Annotated in this window: 15 protein-coding genes; 3 read left to right on the top strand and 12 right to left on the bottom strand. The window is 72.6% G+C overall.

What is annotated here, in order from left to right; all coding sequences use genetic code 11:
* Positions 1 to 123 precede the first annotated feature (123 nt).
* Positions 124 to 1,479, top strand: a complete 1,356-nt coding sequence (locus tag B086_RS45110; protein WP_234029385.1) for an RICIN domain-containing protein — start codon at positions 124 to 126, stop codon at positions 1,477 to 1,479.
* Positions 1,480 to 1,558: 79 nt separating this feature from the next.
* Here B086_RS45110 and B086_RS0126930 read toward each other — a convergent pair whose 3' ends face one another.
* The 12 genes from B086_RS0126930 to B086_RS0126875 form a co-directional block, all read right to left on the bottom strand.
* Positions 1,559 to 3,178, bottom strand: coding sequence for an MDR family MFS transporter (locus B086_RS0126930; protein WP_018569543.1), 1,620 nt, complete (start codon positions 3,176 to 3,178; stop codon positions 1,559 to 1,561).
* Positions 3,175 to 3,702, bottom strand: coding sequence for a MarR family winged helix-turn-helix transcriptional regulator (locus B086_RS0126925; RefSeq protein WP_018569542.1), 528 nt, complete (start codon positions 3,700 to 3,702; stop codon positions 3,175 to 3,177). Before B086_RS0126925 ends, B086_RS0126930 begins: the two co-directional genes overlap by 4 nt.
* 150 nt (positions 3,703 to 3,852) lie before the next feature.
* Positions 3,853 to 4,632 (bottom strand): SDR family NAD(P)-dependent oxidoreductase, encoded by a 780-nt coding sequence (locus B086_RS0126920; protein ID WP_018569541.1) that lies wholly within the window; start codon positions 4,630 to 4,632, stop codon positions 3,853 to 3,855.
* Positions 4,625 to 5,284, bottom strand: a complete 660-nt coding sequence (locus B086_RS0126915; protein WP_018569540.1) for a TetR/AcrR family transcriptional regulator — start codon at positions 5,282 to 5,284, stop codon at positions 4,625 to 4,627. The genes B086_RS0126920 and B086_RS0126915 overlap by 8 nt, the downstream gene beginning before the upstream one ends.
* A 35-nt stretch (positions 5,285 to 5,319) precedes the next feature.
* On the bottom strand, positions 5,320 to 6,048 hold the full coding sequence (locus B086_RS0126910) for an alpha/beta hydrolase (RefSeq protein WP_018569539.1): 729 nt from the start codon (positions 6,046 to 6,048) through the stop codon (positions 5,320 to 5,322).
* Positions 6,049 to 6,271: 223 nt separating this feature from the next.
* Positions 6,272 to 7,516, bottom strand: coding sequence for an SGNH/GDSL hydrolase family protein (locus tag B086_RS0126905; protein WP_018569538.1), 1,245 nt, complete (start codon positions 7,514 to 7,516; stop codon positions 6,272 to 6,274).
* Positions 7,513 to 9,942 carry a glycosyl hydrolase family 95 catalytic domain-containing protein gene (locus tag B086_RS0126900; protein ID WP_018569537.1) on the bottom strand — a complete coding sequence of 810 codons (2,430 nt, stop codon included), beginning with the start codon at positions 9,940 to 9,942 and terminating at the stop codon, positions 7,513 to 7,515. The genes B086_RS0126905 and B086_RS0126900 overlap by 4 nt, the downstream gene beginning before the upstream one ends.
* A gap of 125 nt (positions 9,943 to 10,067) precedes the next feature.
* Complete coding sequence (locus tag B086_RS0126895) at positions 10,068 to 11,918, bottom strand: alpha-galactosidase D (protein ID WP_018569536.1); 1,851 nt, start codon at positions 11,916 to 11,918, stop codon at positions 10,068 to 10,070.
* Between the two features lie 74 nt (positions 11,919 to 11,992).
* Positions 11,993 to 12,925, bottom strand: a complete 933-nt coding sequence (locus B086_RS0126890; protein ID WP_018569535.1) for a carbohydrate ABC transporter permease — start codon at positions 12,923 to 12,925, stop codon at positions 11,993 to 11,995.
* On the bottom strand, positions 12,922 to 13,893 hold the full coding sequence (locus B086_RS0126885; RefSeq protein WP_018569534.1) for a carbohydrate ABC transporter permease: 972 nt from the start codon (positions 13,891 to 13,893) through the stop codon (positions 12,922 to 12,924). Before B086_RS0126885 ends, B086_RS0126890 begins: the two co-directional genes overlap by 4 nt.
* Positions 13,894 to 13,915: 22 nt before the next feature.
* The gene (locus tag B086_RS0126880; protein ID WP_018569533.1) at positions 13,916 to 15,229 is read right to left on the bottom strand and encodes an ABC transporter substrate-binding protein; all 1,314 of its coding nucleotides are present in this window, start codon (positions 15,227 to 15,229) and stop codon (positions 13,916 to 13,918) included.
* Between the two features lie 116 nt (positions 15,230 to 15,345).
* On the bottom strand, positions 15,346 to 16,596 hold the full coding sequence (locus B086_RS0126875; protein WP_018569532.1) for an ROK family protein: 1,251 nt from the start codon (positions 16,594 to 16,596) through the stop codon (positions 15,346 to 15,348).
* Between the two features lie 197 nt (positions 16,597 to 16,793).
* On the opposite strand from B086_RS0126875, the gene B086_RS0126870 reads away from it, so the two are divergent.
* Positions 16,794 to 18,938 (top strand): alpha-galactosidase, encoded by a 2,145-nt coding sequence (locus tag B086_RS0126870; protein ID WP_018569531.1) that lies wholly within the window; start codon positions 16,794 to 16,796, stop codon positions 18,936 to 18,938.
* Between the two features lie 136 nt (positions 18,939 to 19,074).
* On the top strand, positions 19,075 to 19,421 hold a 347-nt coding region (locus tag B086_RS0126865), incomplete at its 3' end, for an esterase/lipase family protein (RefSeq protein WP_018569530.1).

Here is a 19,421-nt window from a genome sequence, read left to right as displayed (position 1 = left end):
GGGGTCTGTGTCCGGCCGCCCGCGGCCCCACCGGGCCACGGGGGCGCGTACCCCCGCTCCCGGTCCGGCGACCCGCGCGGTGCCGGACCGGCGCATGCCGCAGCGCCCTCCGAAAGGAACTCCATGAAGTCCCCGCACCCGCCGCCGGACCGCGAGGTCCCCCGGGAGGTTCCCGTGGCCGCGCCACCCGGCGAACCGGCACCGGATGCCATGTCGAGCCGGACGGAGGTCCTGCCCATCAGGTCCCGGACGGACCGGCGGACGGGCGCCGACGGCCCGGCCACGGGCGGCGGCCTGCCGAAACGCCGCAAGGGCGCGCAGGCCGACAGGTTCGGGAGCGGACCCGCGGGCGGTGGCAACGAAAGCGGCGACCATCGCAACAACAGCGATAGCAGCGACAACAGCGACAACAGTGCCGACAGCAACAACAGCGTCGACGACTCCGGGCGGGCGAGCGCAGGCCCGGCCCGTGAGCGGGGCACCCTGCCCCGGCTGACGCAGTTCTCGTCCCTGGGCCGGGTGCGCGGCTCCGCCGCCCGGGGCACCGCGGCCTTCGACCGCCTCGGGGCACCCGAACCCGCCGGACACGACTGGGCCGACGGGGGCGGAGCGCCGGGCGGGCGCCGCGGCGGGGCGGACACAGCCGGGCCGTCCGGTCCGGCACCGGGCGGCTTCGGCCCGCGTACGCCGCCGCGCGACAAGCGCCGGGGCCTCCTGATCGCCGCCGCGGCAGTCGCTGTGGCCCTGATCGCGGGCACCGCCGTCACGCTGGCCAGGGGCGGCGGCGACTCCCCCGAGCGCGGCTCGACGGGCGGGGCCTACGGCGCACACCGCCCGGACGTCGAGGATCTGCTGCCGGATCTGCCCGGGAGCTCCTCCCCGTCCGCGTCCTTCGGCGGACCGTCGAAGGGCACGGCGTCCGCCTCCCCCTCGGACGGGAAGCCCCGCCCCACGTCGAGCGGCAGCGCGACGGCGAAGGACGGCGGTTCCGCGCCGGACGCCTCCGGCGCGGCGACCGCTCCCGCCGCCTCCGGTGACACCGGGGCCGGCCCCGACGCCGGAGGATCCGGCCCCGGCCCGGACGCCGGGGCGTCGGCCGTGCGCCTCCGCAGTCACTCGGCGAGCGGCCGCTGCATCAGCGTCGCGGGCGGCCAGGGCAAGGACGGTGCCCCGCTGGACATCCGGGACTGCTCGGACGCGGCCGCGCAGCAGTGGACGTTCGCCCCGGACGGAACCGTACGGTCGATGGGCCTGTGCATGGACGCCGCCGGCGCCCGGACGTCGGACGGCACGACGGTCCAGCTCGCGCACTGCAACGGCAACCCGGCCCAGCGGTTCGCGCTCAACTCGCACCACGACCTGGTCAGCGGTCTGGCCGACAAGTGCGTGGACATCCGGGACAACCGGACCGCCAACGGCAGCAGGCTCCAGCTGTGGACCTGCGCCGGCACACCCAACCAGAAGTGGTCCAGCGCCTGACGCGGTACGCGGCCGGGGGCCGGGCGGTTGCCCGGCCCCCGTTGCCGTTCCGCGCTCCCGCGCGGTGGCTCCAGCGGGACTACTGCCCGGTCTCCCCGGTTCCTTCGGCCTGGGCCGCCTGGGCGAGGCCGCTGGAGGCGCGCAGCGGGACCTCCTTGATGAACAGGGTCACCAGGAACGCGAGCAGGGCGACCGGCGCGATGTACAGGAAGATGTCGCCGATGCCGTGGCCGTAGGCGCTCTCCAGCCAGGTGCGGACCGGGACCGGCAGCATGTGCAGGTCCGGCAGACTGCCGCCGCCGGACGCCTGGGCGGCCGCCGCCCGGTCCTGCGGGCCGAGGGCGCCGATGGTCTCGCGGGCGTAGTGGCCGATCCGGGTCGTCATCACCGAGCCGAGCACGGAGACGCCCACCGCGCCGCCGAGGGAGCGGAAGAAGGTCACCACGGAGGACGCGGCGCCCAGGTCGCCGGGGTCCACCTGGTTCTGGGTGCACAGCACCAGGTTCTGGAGGGTCATGCCGACGCCGAGGCCCATCAGGGCCATGCAGAGGGCGATCTCCCAGTACGGGGTGTCGTGGCGGAGCATGCCCAGCAGGGCGACGCCCGCGGTGAGCAGCACGCCGCCGGACAGCAGCCAGCCCTTCCACTTGCCGGTGGTGGTGATGACGCGTCCGGAGACCGTGGAGGAGATGAACAGGCCGCCGATGAACGGGATCGTCATGACGCCCGAGCGGGTCGGGGAGTCGCCGCGGGCCAGCTGGAAGTACTGGCTGAAGAAGACGGTGCCCGCGAAGAGCGCGATGCCGACCAGCAGCGAGGCGAGCGAGGCCAGGGTGATGGTGCGGTTGCGGAACAGGCGCAGCGGGATGATGGGTTCGGCGGCCCTGGTCTCCACGAACAGGAAGACGAGCGTCAGCAGCGCGGAGGCGCCGACCAGTGTGTACGTCTGCCAGGACAGCCAGGCGTACTTGTCGTCGGCGAAGGTGACCCAGATCAGCAGCACGCAGACGGCGGCGGTGACGAAGAACGCCCCGGCCCAGTCGACCTTGACCCGGCGCTTGACCAGCGGCAGGTTCAGCGTGCGCTGGAGCACGAACAGGGCCACGAGGGCGAACGGGATGCCGATGAAGAGGCACCAGCGCCAGCCGAGCCAGCTGGTGTCGGTGATGACACCGCCGAGCAGCGGGCCGCCGACGGTGGCGACGGCGAAGGTGGCGCCCAGATAGCCGGAGTACCGGCCGCGTTCGCGCGGGGAGATCATCGCGGCGAGCACGACCTGCGAGAGCGCGGAGAGGCCGCCGCCGCCCAGGCCCTGGATGACGCGGGCGGTGATCAGGGTGGCGGGGTCCTGCGCCAGACCGGCCACCAGGGAACCGGCGACGTAGATGACGAGCGCGGCCTGGACGAGGATCTTCTTGCTGAACAGGTCCGCGAGCTTGCCCCACAGCGGGGTCGACGCCGTGACCGCGAGGAGCGAGGCGGTGACCACCCAGGTGTAGGCGCTCTGGCCGCCGCCCAGGTCGCTGATGATCCGCGGCAGGGCGTTGGTGACGACGGTCGAGGAGAGGATGGCGGCGAACAGTCCGAGCAGCAGCCCGGACAGGGCCTCCATGATCTGCCGGTGGGTCATTCCCCCGGCGGCGGGGTCCTCGCCGGGGCCTGGATGCGCCCGTACACCGTCCGGTGTGGTCGTGGTCATGGTCTTCCTTCGTCTGTGCGTCGGTCTGAGGCGTACGGGTGGGAGGGCGAGGGCGTACGGTGCGCCGTCACGGCGGTGAGCACGGCCGGTTCGCATCCGGTGCTGTCGAAGCTGGACCGCAGCCGCGCCATGAGCCCGATGAGCCGGCCGACCTCGTCGTCGGTCCAGTCGTTCAGCCGGTCGGCCAGCAGCCGGGTGGTCCGTTCGGACAGCTCGTCGAGCTGGTCGCGGCCCTCGGGGGTCAGGCGCAGAATGCGCGAGCGGCGGTCCGCCGGGTCCGGGGACCGGTCGATCCAGCCCTGTGCGGCCATGTGCGCGACCTGGCGGCTGATGACGGACATGTCCACCGCCAGCAGCTCGGCGAGCTTGCCCATACGTATGTCGCCGTACCGGCTCAGCAGGGCCAGCACGGCGGCGGACGCGTGGGAGCAGCCGTCCGGCAGGATGCGGCCCAACTCGCGCTTGACCACGCCGAAGGCACTGAACTGGCGTACCAGTTCCTCGTACTGAGCCCGTTCGACCACATCCGCCTCCCATGTCATTGCTTGAAGCAACTATATTTGCTTGGTTGCCACAGACAAATAGATATGTGTGTTTGAGTGGCAAAGGTTTGACAAAGACATGTTTCTCCTCCTTCGCTGCACACATATCTCACCTGCCGACGTACCGGCCCGTCACCGCTGCACGGCGATCCACCCTCCGTCGACGCTGAGGATCTGCCCGGTGACGAAGGAGCTGGCCGGTGAGGCGAAGAAGAGCACCGCCTCGGCGATGTCCTCCGGGCGTCCCATCCGGCCCAGCGCGTACTGCGCGGTCAGCGCCCGCTCCAGATGGGGGTCGGCGAAGACGGCGGCGGACATGTCGGTGTCCGTCACCGCGGGGCGTACGGCGTTGACGCGGACGCCCCGCTCGCCCCACTCGGCGGCCAGGGAGCGGGTGGCCCCGTCGACGGCGCCCTTGGTCGCCGCGTACAGGCTCTGGTTCGGGATGCCGCGCACGCTGCCGACGTCGGAGGAGATGTTGACGATGCTGCCGCCACCGCGGGCGGCCATGTGCGCGGCGGCGAGGCCGCCCAGCAGCAGCGGGGTGCGCGCGTTGAGCCCCCAGAGCTGGTCCGCCTCGGCGGGGGTGAGTTCATGGCTGGCGGTGAAGTTCTCCGCCGCGGCGTTGTTGACGAGGACGTCCACCCGGCCGAAGCGGGCGAGGACCGCCTCCATCACCTGGGCCGGCGCCTCGGGCAGACTCAGGTCCGCCACCACGACCGCACTCTCCGCGGGGAGTTCACGGGCGGTGCGGGCCAGGGTCTCCTCGGTGCGGCCGACCAGGGCGAGCCGGGCGCCGGCACGGGCCAGCAGGACCGCGACGGCGGCGCCGATGCCCCGGCCGCCGCCGGTCACGACCGCCACCTTGCCCTCCAGCGGGCGGGTGGGCAGGCCCTCGGGCTGTTCACTCATGGGGTATGTCGTCCTTCTGTGTCGGCAGTGGGGGGCGCCGGTAGGCGCCGTACCACCAGATCTGTCCCAGTTCGTGCGCGAACGCGGCGTCACCGCTGCCCTCGTCCACGCGGATGTGATGGGCGATCGCCTGCGCGCCGCCCCACACGATGACCCGGCTCGCCGCCCCGGGATCGAGGCCGGGCGTGGTCGCCCGTCCCCGCTGCTGCTCGACGAGCGTGGTGTGCACGGCCTGTTCGAACTCCTCCAGGTCCGCGGTGTAGAAGTCGCCGACGGTCGCGTCGTACGCCGCCAGTTCCCGCAGCGCGGCAAGAACGGCGCCGTGGTCCCGGTGGATGGCGATGACCTGGCGGAAGAAACGTGTGAACCGCTCCGCGCCGTCCTCGCCCGCGGCCGGGTCCCAGTCCCGGGCCAGCCCCAGCAGCCGCTCGCGCAGCCCGTCGGTCAGGGCGATCAGCAGGTGCGACTTGTCGCCGAAGTAGTTGTAGAAGGTGGCGCGTGCGACGCCCGCCTCCGCGATGATCTCCCGGACGCTGATCTCGGTGAAGACCCGTCCGGACCGCAGGAGCCGCTCCAGCGCCTGGGTGAGCTGCTCGGCGGCGGTGGACCGTACGGCGGGCCCGGTCCGGCTCGGCCGGGTGATGGATGCCATGGCCGTGTCTCGTTCCGTCTCTCTTCCGGCGCGTCTCAGCGGGCGGTGGCCTGCTCGCCGATCTCCATGAGCACGCGGGCGAACTCCTCGGGGTGCGAATAGAACGGCGCGTGGTGCCCGGGGACGCGGCGGACGAAGTCGGCGCGGGCCGCCATCCGCTCCGCGACCGTCCCGGTGAGGGACACGTCGTTGTCGGGGACGACGTAGGTGGTGGGCACCGCGTGCCACCCGGCCCGGGTGACCGTCTCGTAGTCGGCGCGCACGGTCTGCGGCACCAGGCGGGCCACCGCCTCCTTGGTCTCCGGGCTGTCCGGGTCGCCGTCGTAGAAGGCGGCGGGCAGGTTGAGGTCCGGGTTCTCCGGGGGCCGCAGGCCCGCCAGGGAGTCGGGCACCGGCACGCCGTGGGTCTGGAACATGCCTTCACCCGCCTCCAGCAGATAGGCCGCCACATACACGGCGTGCACCACGCCGGACGCGTCGGCCAGGGCCTCGGTGAGCGGGACGCCGCCGTAGGAGTGGGCCACCGCGACCACCGGTCCGGGGATCTCGGCGAGGGCGGCGCGGATCACCTCGGCGTCGTCGTACATGCCCGGCAGCGGCTCGGCCGCATCGCTCTCCCGCACCGCGCTGCGCAGGGTCACCGTGCGGCTCTGCCATCCGTGGGCGTCGAGGACCGTGCGGAGCCGGTCGTAGACCCAGGGGCCGTGGTGGCCGCCGGGGACGAGGAGGAAGGTGGGGCGGGACTGCTCGGCTGTCTCCGGCAAGGGAACTCCTGTGATCGGTACACACGCGTGCCGGACACACCTGCCGGCCGCGGGATCGGCGCTCTCGGCGCCCTGTGGACATCCGGCCCGCTCGAAGGGGGCCGTCCGCGCCAGCATACATGTTGTCTGGACACCTTGTTCAGACACACCTGTGCACCCTGACACACATATCCCTATGTGTGTCAGGGTGCACAGAAGAGGGCGGCGGTGCCGGAGCCGTCCGTCAGCCGGTGGTGTGCGGGCCGCCCGCACAGTCCAGGGCGGTGAGGTCCACCGCGTCGGCCATCGCCTGCATGCCCTTGTCGTCGGGGTGCAGATGGTCGCCGCCGTCCAGGGCGGGCAGGATGCGCTCGGGGTCGTAGGGGCTGCGCAGGATCCGGTCGAAGTCGGTGACCGCGTCGAACGCCCCGCCGGTGCGCACGAAGGTGTTGACCTCCTGGCGCACGGACTCGGCGGCGGCGTCCCACTCGCCCCAGCCCTTGAACGGCCCGACGGTGGCGCCGACCACGCACGTGCCGGCGGCGTGCGCCCGCGCGACGATCTCGCGGTACCCGGCGATCAGATCGGCGGCCGTGACCCCGGTGTGCGCCTTGAGGTCGTTGACGCCCTCGAAGAGGAACACGGTGCGCACACCCGGCTGGGACAGCACGTCCCGGTCCAGGCGGTGCAGGGCGCTCTGCCCGGCGCCGTCGGCGAGCACCTTGTTGCCGGAGATCCCCTCGTTCGCCACGCCCTGGACGCCGGTGCCGGCCTGCCGCAGACGGCGTGCCAGGTAGTCGGGCCAGCGCCGGTCGAGGTCGGCGCTGGAGTGCCAGCCGTCGGTGATGGAGTCGCCGAGCGCGACCACGGCCCCGGTGCGCGGGGCGGCGGTGCGCACGGAGACGGCGTCCAGATAGAACCAGGAACCGGTGGTGGCCGTCCAGTGGGCTGCGCCCTCCTCGGCGGTGTGGTCGCCCTGGGTGGTGTAGGAGGTCTGGAGGGCCATGCCGTGGCCGGTCGCCGGGCCTGCGGCGTCCGGGCTGTGCAGGCTGACGACCAGGTCGGTGGCGGCGGGCAGCGGGCCGGGCAGCGGATCGCTGAGCACGGTGTGCCCGGCGGGTACGGTCACGGCGGCGGCGCCGCCGAAGGTCAGCCGCCGGTTGCTGCCGGGGCGCAGCGCGGCGCCCGACTCCCGGATCCCCGCGTAGACGCTGTCGAGGGTCAGCGGGCGGTCGCCGAAGGCGTTGCTCAGCCGGATCCGGGCGGCGCTCCCGGCGACGCTGGTGTGCACGACGAGCCGGTAGGCGCGGTCGGGGACGCCGTCGCCCACCCGGTCGGCGCTCGCCGCCCAGGTGACCACCTGGTGCGGCCGGGCGCTGCCGGAGGCCGCCAGCGCGGGGGCGGGGGCGGCGGTGTGCACGGCGGTGGCGGCCAGGAACACGGCGGCCAGGGCGGCGACACGGGTGGGCCGGTTCCGCGTCTTCCTCATCGGTGGAATCCCTTCAGCGTGACGGACGTCCCCGGTGCGAGGGAGACCGTGCGGGAGGTGTCGCCGTGGGTCACCGTAGTGGTGCGGCCGCCGGTGCTGTGGATCCTGGCCGCCACCGGCGTGCCGTCACGCCAGCTCAGGTCGACGGTGAACCCGCCGCGCACCGGCACACCGGTGACCGAGCCCGACCCGGCCCAGGCGGCGGGCAGCGCGGGCAGCAGCTCGATGTGGCCGGGGCGCGCGTACAGCAGCATCTCGACGACCGCCGCCGGGGTGCCGAAGTTGGCGTCGATCTGGAAGATGCCCCGGCCGGGTCCGGTCTCGTAGATGTCGAAGAGGTTGAAGGCCGTGCCGTTGCCGCCGTCGGTGGAGGGACGCAGGTTGCCGACGACGAGCCGGTACGCCTGCTCGGCGTTCTTCAGGCGGGCCCAGCACAGCGCGCGCCAGGCGTTGGCCCAGCCGTAGCTGTCCATGCCGCGTGCGGTGAGCAGGGCGGTGGCTCCGGCGACGATGTCCTCCGGGGTGGAGGTGTCGGGGCGGATCCGGTCGCCCGGGAACAGGCCGACCAGCGGGGAGAGGTGGCGGTGGGTGGTCTCGCCGAGGTTGTCCGGCGACATCCACTCCTCCAGCCAGCCCGTCCTCGGGCTCACCCGGGGCAGGTACAGCCGCTCGCGCAGCGCGCCGATCCGCTCCGCGTGGGCGGTGTCCTTCTTCAACTCCCGGCAGGATGCCTGGTAGTTGCCGAACAGCGCCCACACCAGTTCCTGGGCGTAGGTGATGCCCTTGGCGTCCAGGGGTCCGTGTTCGGGCGACCAGTCGCTGTCAGCGATCAGCACCTCTCCCGGGGTACCGGGCACGGTGGTGGCGACCAGCCGGGCCTCCCAGAACGCGCAGGCGCCCTTGAGCAGCGGGTGGATCCTCTCCAGGTGGGCACGGGAGAGGGTGTACTCGTAGTGCTCGAAGAGGGTGTTGCACAGCCAGGCGTTGCCCGCCGGATGCCACCACCAGCCGCCTCCGCCATGGGGGTTGGTGGAGATGGCGACGGTCCATCCCGCGGTCCGGCCGCTGCTGTTGCGGTAGCGGTTGCGCGGGTCGCCGAAGAGCCGCCCGGTGGTGTCGGTCCAGGCCGGGAGCTGGGCCAGGCAGTAGTCGGTGAGGGCGTCGAAGCAGGGGGACAGCGCGGTCCGGTCGGCCATCCAGTAGTTCATCTGGACGTTGATGTCGGTGTGGTAGTCGCCCATCCAGTCCGGGTCGTTGCCGTCCAGCCAGAGGCCCTGGAGACCCAGCGGGAGACTGCCGCGCGATCCGGAGATCATCAGATGGCGGCCGAACTGCACGTAGGCGGACTCCAGTTCGGGGTCGGGTACGCCGCTCTCGGCGCGGTACCGGACGCGTTCCCAGGTGTCCAGGGCGCGCTGCTGCGGGGTCGAGGTGCCCAGGTCGAGGGCGAACTCCCCGTACAGGGCGCGGTGGTCGGCGACGTGGGTGCGGCGCAGGGTGCTCGCCGGGTGGCCGGCCGCCGCGCGCACCTTGGTCCGGGCGAGGTGTTCGGGGTCGAGGGCGGGATCGCGGTAGCGGGTGCGGGCGTCGGGGGCGTAGTTCGTGCCGCCGCTGAGCACGACGGTCAGCTCCGGGCAGCCGTCGAAGTCGATCCGGGTGCCCCGCACGCGCACCCGGCCGCCGCCGTCCGCGCGGACGGTGACGGCGGCGCCGTAGCGCAGTCCGTTGGACAGGGCCCCGCCGAAGGAGGGCGCCGGGGCCTCGCCGTGGGTGCCCTCCAGGGTGACGGTGCCGGTGTGGCGTCCGCCGCCGCTCTGGGTGAGGTGCACGACGATGACGTCGTCGGGTCGGCTGGCGAAGATCTCCCGCCGGTGGGTGACGTTCCCGCGGGTGTACGTGGTGGTGAGGACGCCCTGCGCCAGGTCGAGGGTGCGGCGGTAGCCGTGGACGGCGGACAGGTCGTGGCCGGGGAGGTCGACGGTGAGGCGGCCCAGCAGGGTGAGGGAGCCGAAGTCGTCACGGTCGTAGGGGAACTGGCCGTCGGCGTCGAGGGTGTCGTTGAGGCCGCCGGTCCACATCGTGGCGTCGGTGACGAGGAGGAGTTCGCGGCCGGGGTCGTTGCTCGCCAGGGCGCCGAGCCGCCCGTTGCCGACGGGCAGGCCCTGGCTGATCATCGAGTGTTCGTCGGCGGGCGCCTGCCACCACAGGGTGTGGCGCGGGTCGGCGGGTGCGTCCTCGGCGGCGGCCGGGCGCCGCGGGGCGGCCGAGGCGGTGAAGGCGGGCAGCGCGCCGAGGGCGCCGGTGAGGGTCGCGGTGGCGGCCAGGGAGAGGAGTGTTCTTCTGCCGGGCCCGCCCGGTGCGGGTGAACTGCCCTCCGATGAGCGGGCGTTAGTGGCATCGGACGACTCGGTGCGGTCTGCGGTCATGGCGGCTCCTGGGTTCGGGGACGGCCCGGCCGGCACTGGGGACGGGTGCCGGCCGGGCCTTGCGGGGTTCAGGAACGTGCTCGCGGTGCGGTGGGTCTTCTTGAGGGGGTCGGGTGCGGGCCGGGTCAGGACGGGCGCGGTACGTCGACGCGGTCGATGTCGGGCGCGTAGTCGAAACCGCTGTCGAAGGTGAGCGTATTGCCGCCCGCCTTGAGGACGACCGGGACGGTGACCGTGCCGGGGGTGCCCCAGTCGCCGGTGGAGGGGAACCGGTGCCGGACCGCGCCGCCGCCGTTGGCCGAGACCTGGACGGAGCGGGCGTCGCCGCTGACGTAGGCGACCTTCACCTGGTAGGTGCCCGGCCGGTCCACGACGACGTCGTTCACGGTGAGCCTGCCGCCCAGGTAGAGGTTGCCGACCTTCTTGCCGCCGGAGCAGGCGGCGCAGTCGGCGACGGAGGCGCTGCCGGAGAGGGTGTTGGAGCTCGCCTCGGCCTCGTGGGCGGTGGAGGTGACGGCGGTGGTGCCGCGCGGGGTGAGGGTGAACAGGCGGGAGCCGTGCGCGGGCAGGGCCTCGGTGATCTTGTCCCGGTGGGTGCCGAGGTCCTGGTGGTTCCACAGGTCGCGGACGGCGGCCCGGCCGGTGAAACCGAGGGCGGCGAAGTCGGCGGTGACGGCGGCGGGGGCGTCGGCGAGGTTGAACAGGGCGACGGTGTAGGTGCCGTCGGGGTTCTCGGCCGCCCACACCTGCTGCGGGTCCAGGGCGGTCACGGGGTGCGCGGGCGGGCCGCCGCCCTGGTCGACGGCGATGACCTCGCGGTTGGTGAGCAGCGAGAGGCCGTAGGAGTCGAGGCGGGTGAGGTCGTCGCCGGTGTAGAGCGGGGACTTGGCGACGGCCCACAGGGTGGCGTAGGTCTGCCGCTCGGCGTCGGTCAGGCCGTCCATACGGCCGTTGCCGACATCGAGGGAGTCGAGGTCGCTCCAGCCGCCGGGGCCCGCGTGGCGGGTCCAGGCGGGGGCGTCCTCGAAGCGGTCGTCGACGGAGTTCTCCCAGCTGACCAGGGTGTTGCAGTAGCACTCGACGTCGGTGTCGATGCGCCAGCCGTCCGTGTACTTCTTCCAGTCGGCGGCGTGGCCGATGTCCAGGGACCAGGACACCTCCAGATGCACCGGGCGCCCGGTGGCGGCGAGCGCCCGGTGCCAGGCGGCCACGTCGGCAACGTTGTCGTACTGGTCGCCGCCCTTGCCCGAGCCGGGTCCGACGCCGTCCAGCTTGAGGAAGTCGTAGCCCCAGTCGGCGAGCAGCCGGGCCTGGGAGTCGATGTACTTCTGGGCGCAGGGGCGGGAGAGGTCGAGTTTGTAGGCGCTGTCCCAGCCGTTGGTGGTACGCAGGTCGGCGTAGACGATGTCGGCGGTGGTGCAGCCCTCGGCCTGCCAGATGGGTGATGTGCCGCCGTTGTACGCCTCCTTCTCCAGGCCGACGGGCAGATAGATGCCCGCCTTGAGGCCCTTGGCGTGGACGGCGTCGGCGACAGCCTTCATGCCGTGCGGGAAGCGGACCGGGTCGGCCTGCTGGCGTGCGTACCGGTCGAACCCGGGCTTCCAGGCGTTGTCGCGCCACCAGCCCGCGTCGATGTTCACGTATGTGTAGCCGTACTTCTTGAGCTTGGCGGCGAGGGCGTTCGTCTGCTTGAGGACGTTGGCCTCGGTGAGGTAGCTGTAGTCGCCGTCCGGGTTGAGGCCGGGGTACTTCGAGGACTGCATGCTCCAACTGGACCAGCCCATGAAGGGCTTGGCGGCGGGGGCGGGGGCGGGAGCGGGGGCCGTTGCGGCTGCGGTGTGGTGCGCGGGGGCGGACGGTGCGGAGTGCGCGCGGGCCGCCGCCTGGGTGGTCGTCGCGAGGCCCGCGGCGAGGGCCAGGACGACCACGGCTCTCAGGCCGCGCGCGGGCAGGGCGGAGTACGAGGGTGACCGCATGGGTCGTGCCTCCTGGAGTGCGGTGGGGTGGGCCGGGGCGGCTCGGGAGTGTGTCCGGGCGTTCCGGGGGCGGTTCAGCCCTTGCCCGAGCCGATGGTGAGTCCGCTGACGAACTGGCGCTGGAGCGCGAAGTACACCAGCAGCGTGGGGACGGCGGTCATCAGGGCGCCCGCCGCGATCAGGTTGGGGTTGGTGAAGTACTGGCCCTGGAGATTGGCCAGCGCGGAGGTGACGGGGCGCTTGTCGCCGGTCTCGATGAGGGTGAGCGGCCAGAAGAAGTCGTTGTAGATCCAGATGGATTCGAGCGTGGCCAGCGCGGCGAACGCGGGGCGGCACAGCGGCAGGATGATCTGGAGGAACTGCCGCCACACGGGCGCGCCGTCGACGAGGGCGGCCTCGGAGATCTCCTTGGGGATCGTCTTCATGTAATTGCTGAGGACGAAGGTGCAGAAGCCGCACTGGTAGGCGATGTGGATGACGATGAGGCCCCAGGCGGAGTTGTACAGCAGCAGCGAGTCGCTCATCCAGGCGGGCAGCGGGACCTGGAGGTAGAGCCGGTACAGCGGGGTGATGAGCACCTGGGCGGGCAGCAGGTTGCCCGCGGTGAACAGCATGAGCAGGGCCAGGTTGAGCCGGAAGTCGAAGCGGGTGACGAAGAAGGCGACGGCGGCGGAGAAGAGCAGGGTGCCCAGGACGGCGGGGACGGTGATGAGCACGGAGTTGAGGAAGAAGTGCGGCATGCCGGACTGGGTCCAGGCGTCGGTGAAGTTGCCCGGTCCGAAGCTGTGCGGCAGTGAGAAGTAGCCGTGGCGCGCGGTGTCGTCGTAGGAGCGCAGCGAGGTGTAGACAGCCCACAGCAGCGGGACGAGCCACAGCACGGAGACGGTGCCGAGCAGCAGGTGGCGGCCGGTGTGCCGGGGCGGGCGGCGGGCGCCGCGGGCCGGGGCGGGCCGCCGGGCGGCGCGGACGCGGGCGCGGGTGTCCGGGCGGGACGCGGTCGTCGTCATGTGTCCTCCTTGCGGAAGGTCTGCACGAGGAACGCGCCGATCGCGGCCAGGGAGACCAGCAGCAGTACGACGGCGAGCGCGGAGCCGTAGCCGATGTGGCCGGACTCGCCGATGATGTTGTCGGTGATGAGCAGGGACAGCAGTTCCATGCCGGGTTTGCTGCCGGTGCCGCCGCCGAGGACGTAGACGATGTCGAAGGCGCGCAGCGACTCCATGGCGGTGACGACGACGATGATGACGTTGACCGGCTTGAGCGCGGGCAGCACGATGCGGAAGAAGGTCTGCCGGCCGTTCGCCCCGTCGAGGGCGGCGGCCTCCTTGAGGGCCGGGTCGAAGCTCTTCAGACCGGCCAGGTAGAGGATCATGATGTAGCCGGTGTGCCGCCAGCCGGAGGCGACCAGGACGGCCCACAGGTTGAGGGAGGGGTCGCCGAGCCAGTCGATGTGGTGGGCCGGACCGGCCGCGCTCAGCAGGCTGTCGAGCAGTCCGGTGTCCGGGTTGTAGATGATCTCCCAGATGAAGCCGACGACGGCCAGCGAGAGCACCATCGGCAGGAAGACCGCGGTCTGGTAGAAGCGGGTGAACCGGATCTTCTGGTCGAGCTGGTAGGCGAGGAAGACCCCGAAGGGGGTGGGCAGCAGGGCCGTGAAGAGCAGCCAGAGCACGTTGTGCCGGACGGCGGGCCAGAACGGCGGGTAGTTGGTGAGGATCTGGGTGTAGTTGTCGAGGCCGGTCCAGTGGATGCCGGACAGGTCCAGGCCGTCCCAGGTGGTGAAGGACAGGGCGACGGAGGCGAGCGCGGGCAGCCAGACGAGGATCAGCAGGGCGGCCAGCGGCAGGCCGATGACGGCGGCCAGGAAGAGGCGGTCGCCGCGGCCGAGCCGGGAGGCCGAGGCGGTACGGGTCCGGCCGGTGGCCGGGGTCTTCGGCGCGACGGGCGAGCGGGAGGCCCGGGAGGCGAGGGACACGGCGGGAGCCTTTCCGTCCCGGTCAGGCCGCGAAGAAGCGGGAGCGCTGGGACTCGATCCGCTTCAGCGTGCCGGAGCCGTCGTCGGGGTGGCCGAGCCAGGCGGTCAGGCCGGGCAGCAGGACGGTGGAGACGAAGCCGGGGTCGCTGTCGCGGTCGGCGAACTGGCTGATGTGCTTGGCCGAGGCGATCAGTTCGGCGGACTTCTTCTGGAGCGCGTTGTACGCGCTGGTGTCGGCCTTCTCGTGGACGGCGAGGTTGCTCGGGTCGACGCCCATGTAGGTGTGTTCGGCCCGCGCGCCGCCCAGGAACTCCAGGAACTTCCGCGCGCCGTCGGCGTTCTTCGGCTTGCGGCTGAGCATGAAGCCGTCGGTGGGCGCCTCCACGGTGTCCTGGCCGTGGGCCGGGTCGACCTCGGGGAACGGGAAGAAGTCGAGGTCCGAGCGGAGGGACTCGTCGGTGATCTGCTGGCCGACGAAGAGCCCGATGACCGCCATGCCGGACTTCTTGTCGAACAGCGACTGCGCGGCGTCCTGCCAGGACCGGCCACCGCCGCTCGCCTGGTGATACGGCGTCAGTTCGCGCCACAGGTCCAGGACGCGGGCGGCGCGCGGGTCGGTCCAGGACACCTGGCCGCGCAGCAGGGAGGTGTGGAACGCGTAGCCGTTGGCGCGCAGGTTCAGATAGTCGAAGGCCCCGAGGACCGACCAGCTGTCGCCGCCGCCGTAGCCGGCGGCCACGGGCGCCAGGCCGTCCTTCTTCATCCGCTTCGCCAGTGCGATGAACTCGTCCCACTTCTTCGGGACCTGGTAGCCGCGCTCCGCGAAGAGGCTCTTGCGGTAGAACACGGCCCACGGGTAGTTGTACAGCGGCACGAAGTAGTACGTGCCGTCCGCGCCGCGCGCCAGTTGCCGGGTCGCCTCGCTGAAGCCGCCGCCTATCCGCTTCCACACGTCGTCGAGGGGGCTGCACAGGCCCTTTTTGGCGAAGTACTCCATCCGGTATCCGGCGAACCAGGTGAACACGTCGTCCGGGGTGCCCTGGAGATAGCTGGTGATGGACTTCTGGAACGTGTCGTGGTCGACGGTGTTCGTCCTCACCTTGTACCCCGAGTCCGCGGTGAACGCCTTGGTGACGGCGGCGTAGGCGGACTTCGGGGTGGCGTCGGCGCCGTTGGAGCCGAAGGTGACCGTCTTCGGGTCGGCGCCCGCTCCCCCGCCGCAGGCGGTGAGGACGGGGGCGGCCAGGGCGGTGGCGCCCAGACCGAACAGTCCGCCGACGAGGGTGCGCCGACCCGGGCCGGGCGCAGCCAGGGGCGTGCGGCTCTGCTGCGTCATGGTTGCTCCTCATACGTGCGTGTGGGACCGATCGGTCAAGTGTGAGGGGGGAGAGAGCGCGGTGGGTGTTCCGGACGATCAGTAGGTGTGCTGAGGATCAGTAGGTGTGCTGGGGATCAGTGGGTGTGCTGGGCGGTGAAGGACTGGATGGCCGTGGCCGCCGCGCCGCGGGCCCACTCCTCGAAGGGCAGCGGACGGGTCTGTACGTCGCACCGGGCGGCGGAGCCGAAGGCCGCCTCGGTGAACGCCTCGCGGATCTGCTCGGCGAACAGGTCGTAGGCGGCCAGCCCCTCACCGGAGATGATCACCCGCTCGGGGCCGAGCAGATTGGCCACGGTGGCGATGCCCCGGCCGATGGCGGCACCGGCGCGCGCGTAGGCGTCCCGGGCCCCGGCGTCGCCCCGGTGGGCCAGGGCCGCGGCCGCGGCGGCGTCGGCGACCTCCGCTCCGGTGGTCTCCCGGATCCGGCGCACGATGGCGTCGTCCCCGGCGATGGCCTCCACACAGCCGCGGTTGCCGCAGCGGCACAGCGGTCCCGCCGGATCCACGGTGACATGCCCGATCTCACCGGCCACACCGTGCGCCCCGGCGACCACCCGGCCGTGCACGACCAGCCCGCAGCCGATGCCCGCGCCGACCGTCACCACGGCGAAGTCGGAGAGCCCGACACCCGCGCCGAACCACTGCTCGGCGACGGTGAGGGCGCGCACGTCGTTGTCGACGGTCACCGGCAGCCCCGTGGTCATCCCGGCGAGTTCGGCGAGCGGCACCTCCCGCCAGTCCAGGAACGGCGAGTACCGTACGACGCCCTCGGCCCGGTCCACGTCACCGGAGACGGCGATGCCGAGCCCCATGACGCGCACCCCGAACCCGTCGGCCTCGGTGAGGAGTTCACCGACCAGGGCGGCCGCGGCGGCCAGGACCGCCTTGGGTGCCCGGTCGGCAAGGGGCAGACGCCGGGCGAGCAGGACGCGGCAGCACAGGTCGGTCAGCACGCCGATGATCTCGTCGCCGGTGACCTTGACCCCGATGAACAGGGCGCGTCCGCCGTCCACCCGGACCAGGTTCGCGGGCCGGCCCAGCGCGGGGCGGGCCTCCTCGTCCGCGTCCTCCACCAGGTAGCCCGCCTCGATCAGGGGCCGTACCGCCTTGGTGACGGCCGCGGCGGACAGCCCGGCCCGCCGGCCCGCCTCGGCGCGGGTGAGCGGCCCCTGCGACAGCAGCGTGGTGAAGATCTGCGCGGCGGCGGGGGTGCCCGCCGGGAACGTCCCGGCGGGCGGCGCGGCGGCGGTCCGGGGGGCGGGCGAGGAAGGCGGGACGGGCGAGAGGCGTGGAAGCGGCGGGAGGGGCGGGAGCGGCGAGGGCATGGCCGGGAACCTAGGTCTCTTATTTTCCGCTGTCAATGAAAGAAGCAGGAATGCTCCGAAGACCGCCCAGGAGCGGTGATCGTCTTTCAATGGAAGGCGATATCGGGGGTGTTGACATGTGACCGAAGGCCGCGCTTGGCTCTTGCGCACGCGCCGTCCTCTGCCGCCGTCACCCCTTCTCGTGAACGTGAGGCCCGATGCCGATGATCTCCCATGCCCCGGACTCCGGGGTCTGGCTGCTGACCACGCCCCGTACGTCCTACGTCCTGCGTGTCGACGGCACGGGCGCGCCCTGCCATGTCGCCTGGGGGCCGCGGCTGACCCTGCGGGAGGCGGCGGATCTCGCCGTCCCGGCCCCGGCGGCGGCCAGCAGCTTCGAGGGACGGCCACCGGTCGGCGAGGAACTCCCGGTGGACGGCGGCCCCCGGTACGGCCCGCCGTCCCTCCAGGTGCGCTACGCGGACGGCACCCGCGGCTTCGAGTGGGAACCCGTCGGGCACCGCGTCCTCGCACCGGCGCCCGGCCGTGCCGAACTGGTCCTGGAGTTCCGTGACCGCCTCCACCCCCTGCATGTGGCGCTGCACTACACGGTGCGCGACGACACCGACGTCATCGAGCGCCGCGCGGTGCTGCGCAACGCGGGCGAGCGGCCGCTGACCCTGCTGCGGGCCGACTCGGCCGCCTGGTCGCTGCCGCCGCTGCCCGGCTGGCGGCTCAGCCATGTCACCGGCCAGTGGTCGGCGGAGAACCAGCTCGCCCGCGAGCCGCTGCCGCGCGGCGAGACGGTGCTGACCAGCAGGCGCGGCATCACCAGCCATCACGCGGGACCGTGGCTGATGCTGGACGGCGGCGAGGCGTCCGAGGAGCACGGCAGGGTGTGGAGCGCGGCCCTGGCCTGGAGCGGCAGTTGGCGCATCACCGTGCAGCGCACCCCGGACGGTCGCGCCGGGTTCACCGGGGGCGCCGGGCACGAGGGCACCTGTGTGCCGCTGGCGCCGGGCGAGGAGTTCCGCACCCCGGTGTTCGCCGGCCTCTTCACCGAGGGCGGCTTCGGCGCGGCGAGCCGGGCGTGGCACACCTATGTCCGCCGCCATGTGCTGGCGCACGCCGACGAGGTGGCGCCCGTGCTCTACAACTCCTGGGAGGCCACCGGTTTCGACGTCGACGAGGCGGGTCAGAAGGCGCTCGCCGAGCGGGCCGCCGCGCTGGGTGTCGAGCTGTACGTCGTCGACGACGGCTGGTTCGGCGCACGGCGCAGCGACCGGGCGGGCCTGGGCGACTGGACCCCGGCCCCGGACCGCTTCCCCGCCGGACTCGGACCGCTGGCCGACACGGTGCACGGACTCGGCATGCGCTTCGGCCTCTGGGTGGAGCCGGAGATGGTCAACCCGGACAGCGACCTGTACCGCGCCCACCCGGACTGGGTGCTGCACCTGCCCGGCCGCACCCGCACGGAGCTGCGCCACCAGCTGGTGCTGGACTTCGCCCGCGACGAGGTCGCCGAGTGGGCGTACGGCTGGCTGACGCGGCTGGTGGGCGAGTACGGCGTCGACTTCCTCAAGTGGGACATGAACCGCCCCTTCAGCGAGGCCGGCCGGCCGGGGGCCCGAGGCGAGGCGGAGGAGGGACCGGACGGCGGCGACCGGGTGTGGACGGCGTACGTGGAGCGGCTGTACGGCGTCCTCGACCGGCTGCGGGCCGATCACCCGGGGCTGCGGGTGGAGACGTGCAGCGGTGGCGGCGGCCGGGTCGACCTGGGGATTCTCGCCCGTACCGATCAGGCGTGGGTGTCGGACAACACCGACGCGGTGGACCGGCTGGTGATCCAGCACGGCTTCGGCCAGCTCCATCCGGCGCGCGTGCTGTCCGCCTGGGTGACGGATGTGCCGAACCAGCTCACCGCGCGCACGGTGCCGCTGCGCTTCCGCTTCCATGCCGCGATGGCCGGGCTGCTGGGCATCGGCGGCGACCTGGCCCACTGGTCGCAGGCCGAGCTGGCGGAGGGTGCCGAGCTGGTGGCCGCGTACAAGAAGGTGCGGCACCTGGTGCAGCAGGGCGATCTGTACCGGCTGTCCGGTCCGCACGGCGAGGGCGCGACGGTCGTGCAGTACGCGGCCGCGGACGGCGCCGAGACCTTGGTGCTGGCCTGGCGGCGCGGGCCGCGCCACGGGGTGCCGCAGCTTCCGGTGCGGCTGCGCGGGCTCACCGCCGGGGCCCGCTACCGCGACGCCGGCACGGGCGAGGTGCACCATGCCGCGGTGCTCACCGAGTACGGCTTCCGCCCCGGCCTGGCGCCGGGCGACTGGGCGAGCTGCGCGGTGCACCTGGTCCGGGTGGCCTGACGGGCACCCTCCCCATTCGTCACTGGCTTGACAGGTGACGGCACCCATGGAACATTAATCACCAGTTAGAGCGGTGACGGGCGCCGAGGTGCCGGTCTCGGTTCCCGAATCGAATCTCCGTGAAGGGTGATTTCTCATGGTCGGTATCAAGAATCTGCGGGGCCGGCGGTTCGTGACGGCGGTCGCGGCCACGCTCACGGCGGGCATCGCGGGCACCGCGTTCGCCGTGAACGCGAGCAGCACACCCCAGCACACGGACACCGCCGACCGGCACACCAGGCCGACGATCGTCCTGGAACACGGCGCGTTCGCCGACGCCTCCAGCTGGAACGGCGTGATCACACGACTGCGCGCCGACGGCTACCCCGTCGTCGCCGCCGCCAACCCCCTGCGCAGCCCCAGCGGCGACGCCACCGCCCTGCGCAGCCTCCTCGACCACATCAAGGGCCCCAAGATCCTCGTCGGCCACTCCTACGGCGGCTC

The sequence above is a fragment of the Streptomyces sp. PsTaAH-124 genome (genome assembly GCF_000373685.1).
GTDB lineage: Bacteria > Actinomycetota > Actinomycetes > Streptomycetales > Streptomycetaceae > Streptomyces > Streptomyces andamanensis.
The sequence above is the reverse complement of the archived record's forward strand: the minus strand, read 5'-3'. Positions and strand labels throughout refer to the sequence as shown.

What these genes read in the sequence shown, in the direction of transcription:
- B086_RS45110 (WP_234029385.1), top strand. Translation starts at nt 124, where the DNA reads ATGAAGTCCCCGCACCCGCCGCCGGACCGCGAGGTCCCCCGGGAGGTT.
- B086_RS0126930 (WP_018569543.1), bottom strand. Translation starts at nt 3,178, where the DNA reads ATGACCACGACCACACCGGACGGTGTACGGGCGCATCCAGGCCCCGGC.
- B086_RS0126920 (WP_018569541.1), bottom strand. Translation starts at nt 4,632, where the DNA reads ATGAGTGAACAGCCCGAGGGCCTGCCCACCCGCCCGCTGGAGGGCAAG.
- B086_RS0126915 (WP_018569540.1), bottom strand. Translation starts at nt 5,284, where the DNA reads ATGGCATCCATCACCCGGCCGAGCCGGACCGGGCCCGCCGTACGGTCC.
- B086_RS0126905 (WP_018569538.1), bottom strand. Translation starts at nt 7,516, where the DNA reads ATGAGGAAGACGCGGAACCGGCCCACCCGTGTCGCCGCCCTGGCCGCC.
- B086_RS0126900 (WP_018569537.1), bottom strand. Translation starts at nt 9,942, where the DNA reads ATGACCGCAGACCGCACCGAGTCGTCCGATGCCACTAACGCCCGCTCA.
- B086_RS0126895 (WP_018569536.1), bottom strand. Translation starts at nt 11,918, where the DNA reads ATGCGGTCACCCTCGTACTCCGCCCTGCCCGCGCGCGGCCTGAGAGCC.
- B086_RS0126890 (WP_018569535.1), bottom strand. Translation starts at nt 12,925, where the DNA reads ATGACGACGACCGCGTCCCGCCCGGACACCCGCGCCCGCGTCCGCGCC.
- B086_RS0126880 (WP_018569533.1), bottom strand. Translation starts at nt 15,229, where the DNA reads ATGACGCAGCAGAGCCGCACGCCCCTGGCTGCGCCCGGCCCGGGTCGG.
- B086_RS0126875 (WP_018569532.1), bottom strand. Translation starts at nt 16,596, where the DNA reads ATGCCCTCGCCGCTCCCGCCCCTCCCGCCGCTTCCACGCCTCTCGCCC.
- B086_RS0126870 (WP_018569531.1), top strand. Translation starts at nt 16,794, where the DNA reads ATGCCGATGATCTCCCATGCCCCGGACTCCGGGGTCTGGCTGCTGACC.